This window comes from Paraburkholderia sp. J7, from assembly GCF_905220155.1.
Taxonomy (GTDB): domain Bacteria; phylum Pseudomonadota; class Gammaproteobacteria; order Burkholderiales; family Burkholderiaceae; genus Paraburkholderia.
Genome location: NZ_CAJMYZ010000017.1, coordinates 175,498 through 188,142, shown reverse-complemented (window position 1 = coordinate 188,142; position 12,645 = coordinate 175,498). Strand labels below are relative to the sequence as shown.

General features: G+C 64.2%; 12 protein-coding genes and 1 pseudogene. 6 read left to right on the top strand and 7 right to left on the bottom strand.

The genetic code is table 11. The features are described from left to right. Positions 1–52: 52 nt before the first annotated feature. From U5A58_RS26450 to U5A58_RS26435, 4 genes are read right to left on the bottom strand one after another with little or no spacing between them, the layout of a single operon-like run. A complete protein-coding gene (locus U5A58_RS26450) occupies positions 53–1,588 on the bottom strand; it encodes an efflux transporter outer membrane subunit (RefSeq protein ID WP_321915637.1) in 1,536 nt (511 codons plus the stop codon). Beyond that, positions 1,566–2,651 (bottom strand): HlyD family secretion protein, encoded by a 1,086-nt coding sequence (locus U5A58_RS26445; protein ID WP_321915638.1) that lies wholly within the window; start codon positions 2,649–2,651, stop codon positions 1,566–1,568. The genes U5A58_RS26450 and U5A58_RS26445 overlap by 23 nt, the downstream gene beginning before the upstream one ends. Next, complete coding sequence (locus tag U5A58_RS26440) at positions 2,648–3,349, bottom strand: ABC transporter ATP-binding protein (RefSeq protein WP_321963602.1); 702 nt, start codon at positions 3,347–3,349, stop codon at positions 2,648–2,650. Before U5A58_RS26440 ends, U5A58_RS26445 begins: the two co-directional genes overlap by 4 nt. A 4-nt stretch (positions 3,350–3,353) precedes the next feature. After that, on the bottom strand, positions 3,354–4,490 hold the full coding sequence (locus tag U5A58_RS26435; protein ID WP_321963607.1) for an ABC transporter permease: 1,137 nt from the start codon (positions 4,488–4,490) through the stop codon (positions 3,354–3,356). 199 nt (positions 4,491–4,689) lie between these two features. On the opposite strand from U5A58_RS26435, the gene U5A58_RS26430 reads away from it, so the two are divergent. Beyond that, a complete protein-coding gene (locus U5A58_RS26430; RefSeq protein WP_321915640.1) occupies positions 4,690–5,532 on the top strand; it encodes a universal stress protein in 843 nt (280 codons plus the stop codon). A 70-nt stretch (positions 5,533–5,602) separates the two neighbouring features. On the opposite strand, the gene U5A58_RS26425 is transcribed toward U5A58_RS26430, so the two are convergent. Next, positions 5,603–6,547 (bottom strand): 1-phosphofructokinase family hexose kinase, encoded by a 945-nt coding sequence (locus tag U5A58_RS26425; protein WP_321915641.1) that lies wholly within the window; start codon positions 6,545–6,547, stop codon positions 5,603–5,605. Positions 6,548–6,697: 150 nt separating this feature from the next. On the opposite strand from U5A58_RS26425, the pseudogene U5A58_RS26420 reads away from it, so the two are divergent. Continuing rightward, positions 6,698–6,922 (top strand): annotated as a pseudogene (locus U5A58_RS26420) (hypothetical protein); the annotation flags it as partial. Positions 6,923–6,981: 59 nt separating this feature from the next. Here U5A58_RS26420 and U5A58_RS26415 read toward each other — a convergent pair. Further along, the gene (locus U5A58_RS26415; RefSeq protein WP_321915727.1) at positions 6,982–7,728 is read right to left on the bottom strand and encodes a beta-ketoacyl-ACP reductase; all 747 of its coding nucleotides are present in this window, start codon (positions 7,726–7,728) and stop codon (positions 6,982–6,984) included. Between the two features lie 234 nt (positions 7,729–7,962). Between U5A58_RS26415 and U5A58_RS26410 the strand changes: the two genes are divergently transcribed. The 4 genes from U5A58_RS26410 (at position 7,963) to U5A58_RS26395 (ending at position 11,996) form a co-directional block, all read left to right on the top strand. After that, the gene (locus U5A58_RS26410; protein WP_321915643.1) at positions 7,963–8,781 is read left to right on the top strand and encodes a universal stress protein; all 819 of its coding nucleotides are present in this window, start codon (positions 7,963–7,965) and stop codon (positions 8,779–8,781) included. A gap of 57 nt (positions 8,782–8,838) precedes the next feature. Beyond that, complete coding sequence (locus tag U5A58_RS26405; RefSeq protein ID WP_321915644.1) at positions 8,839–9,645, top strand: universal stress protein; 807 nt, start codon at positions 8,839–8,841, stop codon at positions 9,643–9,645. 43 nt (positions 9,646–9,688) lie between these two features. Further along, positions 9,689–10,714, top strand: a complete 1,026-nt coding sequence (locus U5A58_RS26400; RefSeq protein WP_321915645.1) for an Acg family FMN-binding oxidoreductase — start codon at positions 9,689–9,691, stop codon at positions 10,712–10,714. Between the two features lie 157 nt (positions 10,715–10,871). Further along, positions 10,872–11,996 carry a PAS domain-containing sensor histidine kinase gene (locus U5A58_RS26395; RefSeq protein WP_321915646.1) on the top strand — a complete coding sequence of 375 codons (1,125 nt, stop codon included), beginning with the start codon at positions 10,872–10,874 and terminating at the stop codon, positions 11,994–11,996. A gap of 17 nt (positions 11,997–12,013) precedes the next feature. Here U5A58_RS26395 and U5A58_RS26390 read toward each other — a convergent pair whose 3' ends face one another. Next, positions 12,014–12,487, bottom strand: coding sequence for a hypothetical protein (locus U5A58_RS26390; RefSeq protein WP_321915647.1), 474 nt, complete (start codon positions 12,485–12,487; stop codon positions 12,014–12,016). Between the last annotated feature and the right edge of the window lie 158 nt (positions 12,488–12,645).

Below are 12,645 nucleotides of genomic sequence, written 5' to 3'. Positions count from 1 at the left end.
GGATCGTGTGTTGCCATCTTCGAATCGGTCGGCGTTATGCGCTTGACTTGAATCAATGAACTTGGGCATCGTCGCGCCAGCCCCCGCCCAATGCCGCATACAACGCCACTGTGTCCTGCAGCCGCTGCGCCGCAGCTTCCAGCCAGGCAATCTGCGCCTGATGCAACTGGCCGTCGGCAATGAGAATCTGCAGGTAATCCACGGTCCCCGCCCGATAGTCGGCTCGCAGCAACTGCAGCGCTTCCTGTGCCGCTGTCAGCGCGCGCGATTGCGCGTCGAGCGCGAGCGCGTCGTAGTCGAGCGCATAGAGCACGTCCGCGACCTGCGCGAAGGCCGAAAGCACGGTTTGACGATATTGCGCGCGCGAGGCCGCGTAAGCCTCTTCGGCGGCCTTGCGTCCATACCAAAGCGTCCCGCCCTGAAAGAGCGGTGCGGCCACGTCTGCCGCAAGACTCCATGACTGCCCCATGCGCTGTGCGATCGATGCGGGGGACGCACCCGAGAGTCCACCCTCGGCAGAAAGCGTGATGTTCGGCAACATAGCCGCCGTCGCCACACCGATCTGCGCGCTCGCCGCATGCAGAAGCGCTTCGGCCTGCATCACGTCGGGCCGCTGGCGTACGAGTTGCGACGGCACGGTTTGCGGCAGCTCCGCTGGGAGAGTGACATCCCGCAAGGAGAGCCCAGGCGCGACCCATTGGGCAGGGAGTGCGCCTGTGAGCGAGGCCAACAGGTCGCCTGCCTGAGCGCGCTTTTGTTCCAGCACCGGCAAGGTGGCCTCCAGCGTGGCCTGCTCGTTCTGCAGCGTGAGCACCGCCGCATACGCGGCCGTTCCAGCACGCGCGCGTTCGTCGGCGATGTGCACCTGCTCGCTAACGAGGCCGATCATCTCTTGCGTCGCGTCGATCTCGTCGCACCACGCCGCACGCGCAATCATCGTGTTGACCACGTTCGATGCGATGGTCAGCAAGGCCGCCTCCAGCGCGTAGCGCTGCGCATCGCGCTCGGCTGCGAGGCCTTCCACATAACGTCGGTTGCCGCCCCACAGGTCAATGGCATAGCTGATCGAGGCAGAAAACGTGAAAAGATTGAAGACGGAGGGTGCCGCCTGCGAGCCCACGTGCAGCGGGGAATAGCGTTCGCGCGACGCGCCCGCTTCAGCATTGACCTGAGGATAAAAGACGCCCGCCCCCGCGCGCAGCAGGTCGTCGGCACGGCGCAGCGAGGCTTGCGCCTGTGCGAGCGTTGCGTTGTCGGTGAGCGCGTCGTCGACTGCGGTGTCGATGGCAGCGCTGCCGAACTGCGTCCACCAGTCGTCGCGCACGCTTACCTCAGCGCGCAGGGTCTGTGACGCTCCGGCCGCCGAGAAGGTGGTGGAACCGCCGCCCGGCAGGAACGTGTCGACTTTCGGCGCCGGCGGCCGGGAAAAATCCGGTCCGACGGCGCAACCCGCGAGCGACGCCGCGCAAAACAACGCGCGCAGGCAGACCGACAGCGTGGCGACGACGCGATGCGTTCGCCGACCTGCGCAATCGTGGTGGCCGCGCGTTCGCGCGGGCATCCTGTCAGCGAGCGGAGATATAGACATCGACGATCTGCCCAGGATAGAGATGGAGCCCCGCTTTCGGCACCACGCGAAAGATGACTGGCAGCACGCGCAAGTCCACGCGTTCGGTGCGCTGGTCCGAGAGTTCGATCTTCGGCGTGACATAGGGCTGGATACGCTCGAATTGAAGATCGGCGTCAATGCTCGCCCCGCGTACCGACATGCGCGCCTTGAGCCGTGCAGGCTCCGGCAGCCGGGATATCAGGATCTCGTCCACGTAGCACCGCACCGCGAGTTGCTCCGGTGCGGTGCCGAGCACGATTGCAGGAGCCATGCCCTGCGTGTAGGTGTCGTAGACGCCCTGTTGCGAAAGGTAGGAGCCCTGCGCCGTGTTCACTGCGAGCACCACCCCGTCGGCCGGCGCGCGCAACGTGTAATGGGCGAGCAGCGCCTCGGCGGAGGCGGCGGCCTTGCGAAGCGCCTCGACCTGGCCTTGCTGGTTGCGCACGTCGTATACCCATGCGCCCGCACGCGTGAGGCGATCCTGCCGCGTCACCACTTCCAGATTCGCGCGCGCCACCCGAACTCCGTTCTCCGCGTTGTCGAGCACGTCGCGGCTCACGGCTTTGGGGTCGATGTTCCAGGCCTCCTTCTGCTTCGCATAGGTATCCTCAGCCATCTTGAGGTTGGCCTGCGCCGAGCTCACCTGGGCGTCCGCGACATCGCGCGTTTCTGGGCGCGGCTGCGCCTGTAGTTCCTCGAGCAGCGCCTGCGCGGCGTCGGCCTGTGCGGCGAGCTGCTGGGCGTTGGCGCGCTGCACGGAATCGTCGATCGTCAGCAGCACGTCGCCAGCCTTTACGCGCTCGCCGTCGTGCACGTAGAGCCGCGTGACGGCGCCTCCGACGTCCGGGTAGATGTTGACGTTCGCGCCGGCAGGCTGGTCGCTTTCCACGATGCCTGTTGCGTACACGCCGTGTTCGTAGGGGTTGGCCGCCGGCTGGAACACCGGCGGCTGCGGCGCCTGCTGGACGCCGAAAACCCATGCGGCAACGACGCTCGCAATGAACCCCGCAATCGCGGCGGCGAACAGGATGCGATGCTTCATCGCGCGCCTCCTGTGTCGATGCCTTTGAGTTTGCCGTCCTCCATATGCAGGATGCGATCGGCGTATTCGAAAATGCGGCTGTCGTGCGTGACGATCACGATGCACCGGCGCGCATTGAGCACCTGGTGCTTCACGAACTCGATGATGGTCCGGCCCGTGTCGCCGTCGAGCGAAGCGGTAGGCTCGTCGAGCACGAGAATGTCGGGCTGGCTCACGATCGCGCGCGCGATCGCCACGCGCTGCTGCTCGCCGCCCGAGAGCTTCACGGGTGGCAGCGCCGCGCGGCCGGCGAGGCCCACCACTTCCAGATAGCGCGCGGCTTCAGTCAGTGCTTCGTCCCACGGGCGGCGCTTGAGAATGAGCGGAATCGCCAAGTTCTCCGCCGTCGTGAGACGCGGAAACAGGTGATAGTCCTGAAACACGAAGCCGATGCGGTTGAGCCGGAAGTCGGCCAGCCCGTCGTCGGGCTGCGCCCAGAGGTCCACACCGTCGATCGAGACTGATCCGCCATCGGGCCTCAGAATGCCGGAGATCACACTGAGCAGCGTGGTCTTGCCACTGCCCGACGGGCCGACGATGAGGACCATTTCACCAAAGTGCGCCTGCATGGAAACGCCTTGCAGCGCCTGAGTGCGCGCCGCCCCCTCGCCGAACCATTTGTCGAGCGCGCGTGCCTCGATGGCGATCGAATCCGTCATCGCATCAACCCCGGAAGATATCGAACGGCTCGATGCGCAGCACGCGGCGCACGCCGAGATAGCTCGATAGCGAGGCGATCACCACCACCATGGCGAATGCCAGGACAAGGTTGCCATACGTGATCATCGCCGCGTAGTCGCGGATACGCAGTCGCGCGAGTGTGATGGAGGCGGCACACAGGCCCACGCCCAGCCCATAGCCTGTGAGCGAGGTGAACGCCGCCTGAAACAGGATCATCGCAACGAGTTCCCGGCGCTTTGCGCCGATTGCCTTGAGCGCGCCGAATTTTTCGAGGTTTTCGAGGATGAAGGTGTAGAACGTCTGACCCGAAATCGACAGTCCGACAATGAAGCTGATTACGGTCATCAGCAGAATATTGGTGCCAAGACTCGTCTCGTACTTGTAAAAGTTGGCGATGCGCTGCATGAACTCCTCTTTCGTATAGGCGATATAGCCGAGTGAGGCCACGACGGCCTTGATGTGCGCGATATCGCGCTCCGATTTCGGCTCGACGAGGATGTACGACGTGGTGTAGCGCGTGGAAGGGATGTACTGGATGGCCCGGCTGTATGTGGTGTAGAGCGTAGGCGTGCCGAAGAGCCCGCTGCTCGCTACTGTCGCAATGCCGACAACGACGGCACGATGGTCGTTCAGCTCGAAGTCAGTGCCCGGCGCGGGGCTGCCCAACTTGTAGAACTCGGCGTCTTGCACGGCGATAAAGCCGTTCTCCGCGTAAATATCTTCGATGCGCCCACGCTTCATGCGCGGCCAGCCATAGAGCGTGGTGTCGTCGAGACCAATGACCGTTGTGGCCTGGTAAGTGCCGTCGCGCAGTTTGACGAGCGCCGCGCCCGAATACAGCGGTACGGCGTACTTCACCCCGTCGATGCTGCGCACGGCGTCGAGCACGTAGTCGGGCATACCGATGCTGCTGGCGATCGTCTGCACAGCGGGGTCCATGACCCAGATCTTCGCGCCGACGTTGATGACCGTGGACGACGAACGATTGAGAATGCCGGCGAACATCGACATCATCTCGACCATCAGGAACACGGCGAACGTAATGCCGATCAGGAGCGCCGTGAATTTGGCACTGTCGTTGACGAGCAGCTTGAACGCGAGGCGCAGGATACCCGGCATGACGAACCGTTTAGCCATGATTGAGCGGCCCTGGGTTGAAGATGATGACTGGCCATGCCACACCGACTGCGATTGTGGCCGTGAGCCGATTCTCGGGCACGGCGGTCGAGTCCTTTTGACGTGCGTCAAATGAACGAAGCACGCCGGGAGGACTAATAGAAGCGCTAGCCGGTTTCGATCCCCCGGAGGAGACGCTGCCATGTCGTACAAAACCGTACTCACCTACCTCGACTCCAGCGATCGCGCTCAGGCGCGGCTGGGCTTTTCGCTCGAACTGGCCAGGCAATTCGACGCGCTTCTCATCGGGCTTTACACAACATTCCTGCCTGAGGCCCGGGAATATTTTTCAATCGCCGGCAGCGCTCACTATTACGACGCCTGGTGCGACGCGCGGCGTGGCCAGCGAGACGCGGCTGAGGAGGCCTTTCGTCATGCGCTGCGCGGCGACGGCCTGGACGGCGAATGGATCGCATTCGACGACTATGCCGAACAGCCCATGATCCGGCGCAGCCGTCACGCCGATCTGCTGATCGCCGGTCAGGCGGGCCCCAATGACAATTCACGGGCGTTGCGCAAGTGCTTTCTGGAAGCCGTGGTGCTGACTTCGGGCAGGCCTGTGCTGGTTTTGCCCTATGCCGGAGCCCTGCGGCCAGCAGGTAAGTCGATCGCTATCGCGTGGGACGGCAGTCGCGAAGCTGCCCGCGCCGTGCACGACGCCATGCCGTTTCTGATGGGTGCCGGACGTGTGACGGTGCTGCGCATCCGCACTGGCGATACACAACGGCTCGCGGCGCTGGGTGCCCGAGGCAGGGAGATCGACCTTATGCTGGCAAGGCACGCGGTCAACGTCGATTTTGCGGAGGTGATCAGCGATACCGACGAAACAGCCGCTGACGCCCTGCTTTCCTGGGTTGCTTCGAACGGCTGCGACTTCGTCGTTGCGGGGGCCTACAGTCATCCGCAGTGGAAAGAGCAATGGCTTGGCGGGGTGACGCGCGCCCTGCTCGAATCGGCGACCATTCCGGTGCTGATGTCACATTGAAGCAAGCGCGCCCGCGGCCCCGCCGAGGGCATCAGGTCGCGGCGGGCTTACGGGCTTCACTGTTGCCGCGTCACACCACCTCCTGCGTGCTGACGTAGAGTCGCTCCACCTCTTGCGCGTCGCACAGCGCCGTGCCGCTCGATAGCAAGGTCGCGGAGGCCGCCGCCTGTGCTAGACGTGCGGCGTCCCGCAGGGTGTCGCCGCGGCGCAGCGCGATCAGCAGCCCCGCGAGGAAGCTGTCGCCAGCGCCGGTTGCGCTTGATACGGTCACGGTCAGCGCTGGCACGCGAATCGTTTCGTCTGACGTGACGAGCAGCGCGCCGCGTTCCCCCAGCGTCAACGCAACGATCTGCGCGCGACCGCTATCGACGAGTTGCCGCGCAGCGGACAGCCATGCGGCCTCATCGGCGAGAGGTTGCTCCGCCAGAGCCGCAAGTTCGGCAAGGCTGGGCTTCACGAGATAGACGCCCGCGTCGAGTGCAAGCGCGAGCGGCAGCCCCGAGGTGTCGAGCACCACGCGGATGCCACGCAGGTTCGCCCAGCGGGTCAGGTCGGCATATGCCTTGTGGGGCAGTCCTGGCGGCAGGCTGCCGCTCAGCACGAGATAGCGCGGCGCGGGCGTAAGCGCATCGAGAGCGGCTAACGTCGCCGACCACTCATCGGCGCTGACTTGCGGCCCTGGTAGGACGAAACGGAATTCGTGGCCCGTCGAGCGTTCCGTGACGGAAAAGTTTTCGCGCGTCTCGCCTGCGATGCGTAGCCGTCGACCTGGGACACGTTCCGCTGTGAGCATCTGTTCGAGCAGACTCCCCGAAGTGCCCCCCGCTAGGTACAGCGCGAGACAGTTCGTCTCGCGGCCGTCGAGCCGCTGGATCACGCGGGCGACATTGAGACCGCCGCCTCCCGGATAACGGCGCGCGGCGTCGCAACGCAGCTTGTGCGTATCGACGACCCGCTCCACTGCCGTCGATACGTCGACGGCAGGGTTCAGCGTAAGTGTCAGGATCTCAACCACCTTCCCCCCTTCGTAGGCGTTTGCCTACACACCAAGTAAATTGCTTACGCCAGTTTCAGCGGCCGCTCATTGGAACGCGTCCGGCGGCGTTACATACTGGAGACGTACCACCGCAGCCGCTTGACTCCATCCGTTGCCAGGAGTGTTGACATGTCCACCGTCGAAATCCGCACGCCGATCGCCGCAACGCGCCCGAACGCCAGCGCCACCGACGATCCCGAAACCTTGCTCGCGCTCGCCCGTACCGCCGGCTTGCTCGTCACGCTCGACGGTCAGATAGGCCGCGAGAAGTATCAAAGCGTGGCGGGCTCGCTGCATGCGTTCCAGCGCTTCGCTGCCGCGCTGCGCGACGCCCTTGTGGCGGCCGGCGCGCCCTGAGTTCGGCGCGCATAGCCCGCCACCTCGCGATCCAGGGCGCGCAAATCGCACGTGCCCTACTCCATGTGCATGCCGCCATTGACGGCAAAATTTGCGCCTGTTACGAATGCGCCGTCGTCTGAGCACAGGTACGCAACCAGCGACGCCACCTCCTCCGGCCGGCCAAGGCGCCCGACGGGAATTTGCGGCAGGATGCGCGTATCCATGACCTCCTGAGGCACCGCTTCCACCATGGCGGTAGCGAGATAGCCTGGCGACACCGTGTTCACAGTGATACCGCGTTTCGCAACTTCGAGCGCGAGCGACATCGTAAATCCATGAATGCCGGCCTTTGCCGCCGAGTAGTTCGTCTGCCCGAAGGCCCCACGCGAACCATTCACGGAACCAATGTTCACGATGCGGCCGAACCGCCGTTCGTACATGCCTGGCAGGAAAGGCTTCGTCAGATTGAACATGCTGTCGAGATCCGTGTGCATCACGGCGTCCCACTCGGGCTTGGAAAGTTTCATGAAGCTCGCGTCGCGGGTAATGCCCGCGTTGTTGACGAGCACATCAACGCCGCCGAACTCCGCGATCACCTTTCGCGCGCCCTCCTCGCATGAGTCGTAGCTGGCAACATCGAGCCCGAATGCATGAAATGTGCGTCCTGCTTCGCGTTCGCCGTGCAGCCACGTCACCACGTGGTCATTCTGTTCCGAATGGGAAACGACCACGGTCATGCCAGCGTCGTACAGTTTCCGGCTAATGGCGGCGCCGAGCCCTCCCATTCCGCCGCTCACAAAGGCAATCCGGTCCTTGCGCATCATGCTTCTCCTCGCAGATGGGTGATCGGCCGCGGATCGGCACGATCGAGATGTCGCTCCACTATAAAAAGGCGCAGTCGCTCGCGATTGATGTGCATCAATCGGAGGCCTGCGCAGCGGAAGCCATCCGTATCCGCGAGGGTTTGACTCAAATCAATTGCGACTCCCTGGCCGAACCTAGACTGATCCCACGCCACTCTGGTTCGCGGTTTTCTCAATCGTGGAGCGCCGATCATGGAGTACCGCAGCATCCTTGTTCATCTGGACGGCAGCGAGCGCGCGAGCGCATGCATCGATCTTGCATTGCTTGTTGCGCGGCAGCACGGCGCCCACGTCAATGCGCTATTCGCACCAGTCACGATTGACCATGAAAGCGCATGGTCGATCACGCTCGATTCGGGGTATCGCTTCCGGACCCGGGAAGACAAGCGCCGAGCGCTCGAACATCAGTTCCTCAACGGACTCTCGCAGGCGAACCTCAAAGGCACCTGGCGTACTGCCACGCATCACGCCCAGCATGAGTTGCTCGCCCTCTCGCCGTTTGCGGATCTCATCGTGGTGGGCCAAAGCGATCCAAACGATCCTGACGCATCACCCAGAAGCCGCCTGCAGATCCAGGTGACGCTTGCAGCGGGACGGCCGGTGCTATGGGTGCCCTATGTCGGGACGTTTCCCACTGTGGGCGAACGGATCGTCGTTGCGTGGGACGCAGGTCAATCGGCCACGCGCGCGCTGTACGACGCGCTGCCCTTCATGCGGCTGGCCGCGCATACCACGGTCGTCACCCTTAACGCCGAGCGGGAAGGCCGCATACCAGGCGCCGACATTGCACTCGTCCTCGCGCGCCACGGCATTGACGTGGAAGTTACCCATTTGCACACGCCCCCCACGGTGTCGATTCCCGATGCCCTTCTCTCGCGCGTGGGCAAAGTCGGCAGCGACCTGCTCGTGATGGGGGCATACGGTCACGCGCGCTGGAAGGAGCTCGTGCTCGGCGGCGTCACGCAGACCGTGCTCGGGTCAATGCCGATCCCGGTTTTGATGTCGCATTGAGCGTATCGTGCGCCTGCGTTGCCCGGCGCATTCGCTCAGGTTCAAGGAAAAATCGCCATGTGCTACAAGAGCCTGCTCGTTCATCTGGACGACTCGGAACAGTGCGCGGTGCGCCTTGCGCTCGCGCTCGACCTGGCGGAACGCTTCGATGCGCATCTGACCGGACTGTACGTGTCGCATGCGCACCGGGAAACCTCCGAAGCCGCGCCAACGCCAGAGGCGCGCCTTGCGCGAACGCATGAACGCTTTCTCCTCGCTGCGGAGCGTGCGGGCCGCATTGCCGAGTGGCGCGCGCCGCAGCCTTGCGACGCCGCGATCGCGACACTGCACGCTCGCCATGCCGACCTGCTCGTGCTGGGGCAGCCAGAAGCCGCGGCTTGGGTCGCTCAAAGCACAGGCGGCTTCGTCGCGGATCTGTTGATGACCGCCGGACGACCGGCCGTCGTGGTTCCCTATTCCGGCGCCTTCACGGAATTCGCGCAAAACATTCTGGTCGCCTGGGACGGCAGCCGTGAGGCGGCGCGCGCCGTATCCGACGCGTTTCCGTTATTACAGCGTGCCCAGTCCGTCTCGATCGAAGTCGTCTCCTCGCACCGTGGCGCGCAGCGCGCGCGCGCCGAGAGCGAAGCCATCGAGGCAGCCGCATGGCTCGATCTGCACGGCGTGCAGGCGTCGTTTCACGAAAGTGCGAAGGATCCCGGGGTCCTGACCGGAGCGACGCTGCTCAGCCGCGCCAGCGACCTGCACGCTGACCTGATCGTGGCAGGCGCTTATGCGCATTCCCGGGTTCATGAAAGTGTTCTCGGCGGCGTGACGCGCACATTGCTGGAAGCGATGACGGTTCCGGTCCTCATGTCCCATTGAATCCATCTGGCGCGCAGCACCTTTAAAGAGGCGGGAATTCACCATGCTCGACCATCCACACGACCCTGCCGCCAGCGCCACACCGCTCGACAAGCTCGACGACTACGCGTTGCGTTACGCCGTGCGCCACGCCACGCTCGCCCCCTCGAGCCACAACAGCCAGCCGTGGCGATTCGTCCCCAGCCACGACCGGATCCTGCTGTGCGCCGACCGTCTGCGGGCGCTGCCCGTTGTCGATCCGTTCGATCGGGAACTGATCATCAGTTGCGGCGCGGCGCTCTTCAATCTGCGCGTGGCGCTCGCGAGCTTAGGCATTGGCTATGCGATCACGCTCTTTCCAACGAGCCTCGATCCCGACCTGCTCGCCGATGTGCGCCTGCTTCGTGAGCGGCCCGTCGGCGCGGAGCTGGCTCCGCTCGTCAGTGCAATTTCCCTGAGGGTCACCACACGTCAACCGTTTTCGCCGGCGCCGGTCTCGGCAGCCGTCGAACACGAACTGGTCGAAGCGGCCCGCGCGGAGGGTGTCGAAGTTGCCTGCGCAACCGAAGCCAGAACGCGCGAGGCAATCGCCGATCTCGTCGCCGAAGCCGACCACCGGCAGTTCGCCGATCCGAGGTTTCGCCGCGAACTGGCGAAATGGATCCACCCGCGCCACACTGGCGACGGCATGCCGGCCTATGCGGCCGGACTGGGTTCCCTGCTCGACTTCGCAACACCGCTCGTCGCCTCCGCGATACGCACATTCGACGTGGGTGGCGGGGTGGCGGCGACCCACCGGCAGCTCGCGGCAGGATCGCCCCTGTTGCTGTGCATCGCGACGAGCGTCGACGACGCGCAGGCGTGGCTCGCCGCCGGCGAGGCGCTCGAGAGGGTGCTGCTTGTGCTGACTTCGCACGGCCTGTGCGCGTCCTATCTGAATCAGCCCATCGAGGTGGTCGAACTCCGCGCGCAGCTCAGTGCGCTCCTCGGCATGCCGAAAGCCGCGTGTCCGCAGCTTCTGCTGCGCATCGGGCACGGTACGCCGGATGCACCGTCACCGCGCCGGCCGCTCAGCGAGGTCGTGGCGTAAGCGTCAACACGTACAAGACCGCGGGAAACCCGCGGCGTGCGGTCTGTCAGGCTACAGCAAGCAATTTGCCTTACCATGCGCCCTATCGGCGTGACACGCCTGGCACACCAGGATGCGCACGATACCTGGAGATTCGGCCAATCTTCCGGAGCGCTACATGCAAACGGCAGAGCCCAAGTCCTGGCTTGCACGCAACGAGAGCGATATTGCGATCGTCGACCGGTATCGTCTCCTGATCGACGCTGTACGCGACTACGCCATTTTCATGCTCGACCCAGGCGGACGCGTTGCGAGCTGGAATCCGGGCGCGCAACGCATCAAAGGCTATTCGTCAGATGAAATAGTCGGTCAGCACTTCTCCGTGTTCTACACACCGGACGATATCGCCTCAGGCAAGCCCTCGCGCCTGCTGGAGGCTGCGGCGCTTTACGGGCGCATTGAGGACGAGGGCTGGCGGGTACGCAAGGACGGTAGCCGCTTCTGGGCGAACGTCGTCATCACCGCTGTGCACGACGACCAGGATGTGCTTGTCGGTTTCGCCAAGATTACGCGGGACATGACCGAGCGGCGCAGGCTCGAAGAACTCGAGCGCGCTCATGCGGCGTCGGCGCTCACCCAGCAGGCGCGCGAGAATGAGCAGAAGCGCATCGCCCGCGAACTGCACGACGATCTCGGACAGCGGATCGCAGCACTGAAGATGGCGCTCACCCTCCACGGGACCGAACTCGCGCATGCATTGCCGACGCAAATGCACGGTGAACTGGAGGCCATCGCACAGATCGGCACGCAGATCGACGCGCTTGCTGTAGCGGTCCGGCGCATTGCCGCCGACCTGCGTCCCGCCATGCTCGACGATCTCGGGCTGCAGGCCGCGCTGGAATGGTTGGCAGAGGACTTTCAGAGCCGCTACGGCGTGACGATCCAGTGTCAACTGGCTATCTCGGAGCCTGATCTTGGCGAATTCGCGGCAACGGCCCTCTTTCGCGTCGTTCAGGAAGCGCTGACGAATGTCGCGCGCCATGCTCACGCGCACCGTGTGACTATCGAGCTTGAGAACGACGCGAAAGATTGCAGGCTTCGCGTCAGCGACGACGGCGTCGGCTTCGACCCGCTTGCGGCGGCACGTCCTGATGCATTCGGGCTCATGGGCATGCGCGAACGTATTTTGCAGCTCGGCGGCTTGCTGACGGTTGAGAGCCGTCCTGGCACGGGCGTCACGATTTCGGCGGAGCTTCGCTTGCCGCTGGACATTCATTCGGCGCTCACTGGCGCTGCACGCTAGCAAACATCCCCATTCGCTCATCTGACGCCACTCACTTCGCGAACGAATTCGAGCTGCGCCTGCTCGAGCTGTTCGGCGCAGCGCGCGTAGAGCCATCCGGGCCCGTTGTCGGTGCTGTACATGCCGCGGCACAAGCCCTTGAGCCTGATTGTCGTGGTCCCGTCCTCCGCCATCTGCCGCACCGCCCAGAAGTAGGCAATGCCGAATTCATGCGGCACGCGTGTCTCGATCGTTTCGTCGGTCGCACGTTCGATAGGCGTGGGGGAGTGCCGCTGGACGAAGCGCTGGGTACGGTTCCAGGCCTCTGCGCAGTCTTCGGGCGTGGCGCACTTGATCGCGCTCTGCTCTCGCCGAGCTTCCAGTTCGGTCTCCGAACGACGAAACGCAACATTTTCGTCGTGGTGCATGTCGCTGTACGTGGTACAGGCCGAAAGCGGTGCGATCAACAGCACCAGACCAAGCGCCCAGCCAAAGGACAACCTGCTCGACATTTTTCGCCCCCGTCCGAGAACCGGCCCGCGACTGCGGGCCACCCATTCACTCCAATGTATGAATCGCCCCGCGTGCTTCGATTGATCTGCCTCAAGGAGAGGCGAAGCCCGTTCCTCTGATGCAAGTCAAAGCTGCCGAGCTGGCACGCGCTCCAATC

What these genes read in the sequence shown, in the direction of transcription:
- U5A58_RS26450 (WP_321915637.1), bottom strand. Translation starts at nt 1,588, where the DNA reads ATGTCTATATCTCCGCTCGCTGACAGGATGCCCGCGCGAACGCGCGGC.
- U5A58_RS26445 (WP_321915638.1), bottom strand. Translation starts at nt 2,651, where the DNA reads ATGAAGCATCGCATCCTGTTCGCCGCCGCGATTGCGGGGTTCATTGCG.
- U5A58_RS26440 (WP_321963602.1), bottom strand. Translation starts at nt 3,349, where the DNA reads ATGACGGATTCGATCGCCATCGAGGCACGCGCGCTCGACAAATGGTTC.
- U5A58_RS26435 (WP_321963607.1), bottom strand. Translation starts at nt 4,490, where the DNA reads ATGCCGGGTATCCTGCGCCTCGCGTTCAAGCTGCTCGTCAACGACAGT.
- U5A58_RS26430 (WP_321915640.1), top strand. Translation starts at nt 4,690, where the DNA reads ATGTCGTACAAAACCGTACTCACCTACCTCGACTCCAGCGATCGCGCT.
- U5A58_RS26415 (WP_321915727.1), bottom strand. Translation starts at nt 7,728, where the DNA reads ATGCGCAAGGACCGGATTGCCTTTGTGAGCGGCGGAATGGGAGGGCTC.
- U5A58_RS26410 (WP_321915643.1), top strand. Translation starts at nt 7,963, where the DNA reads ATGGAGTACCGCAGCATCCTTGTTCATCTGGACGGCAGCGAGCGCGCG.
- U5A58_RS26405 (WP_321915644.1), top strand. Translation starts at nt 8,839, where the DNA reads ATGTGCTACAAGAGCCTGCTCGTTCATCTGGACGACTCGGAACAGTGC.
- U5A58_RS26400 (WP_321915645.1), top strand. Translation starts at nt 9,689, where the DNA reads ATGCTCGACCATCCACACGACCCTGCCGCCAGCGCCACACCGCTCGAC.
- U5A58_RS26395 (WP_321915646.1), top strand. Translation starts at nt 10,872, where the DNA reads ATGCAAACGGCAGAGCCCAAGTCCTGGCTTGCACGCAACGAGAGCGAT.
- U5A58_RS26390 (WP_321915647.1), bottom strand. Translation starts at nt 12,487, where the DNA reads ATGTCGAGCAGGTTGTCCTTTGGCTGGGCGCTTGGTCTGGTGCTGTTG.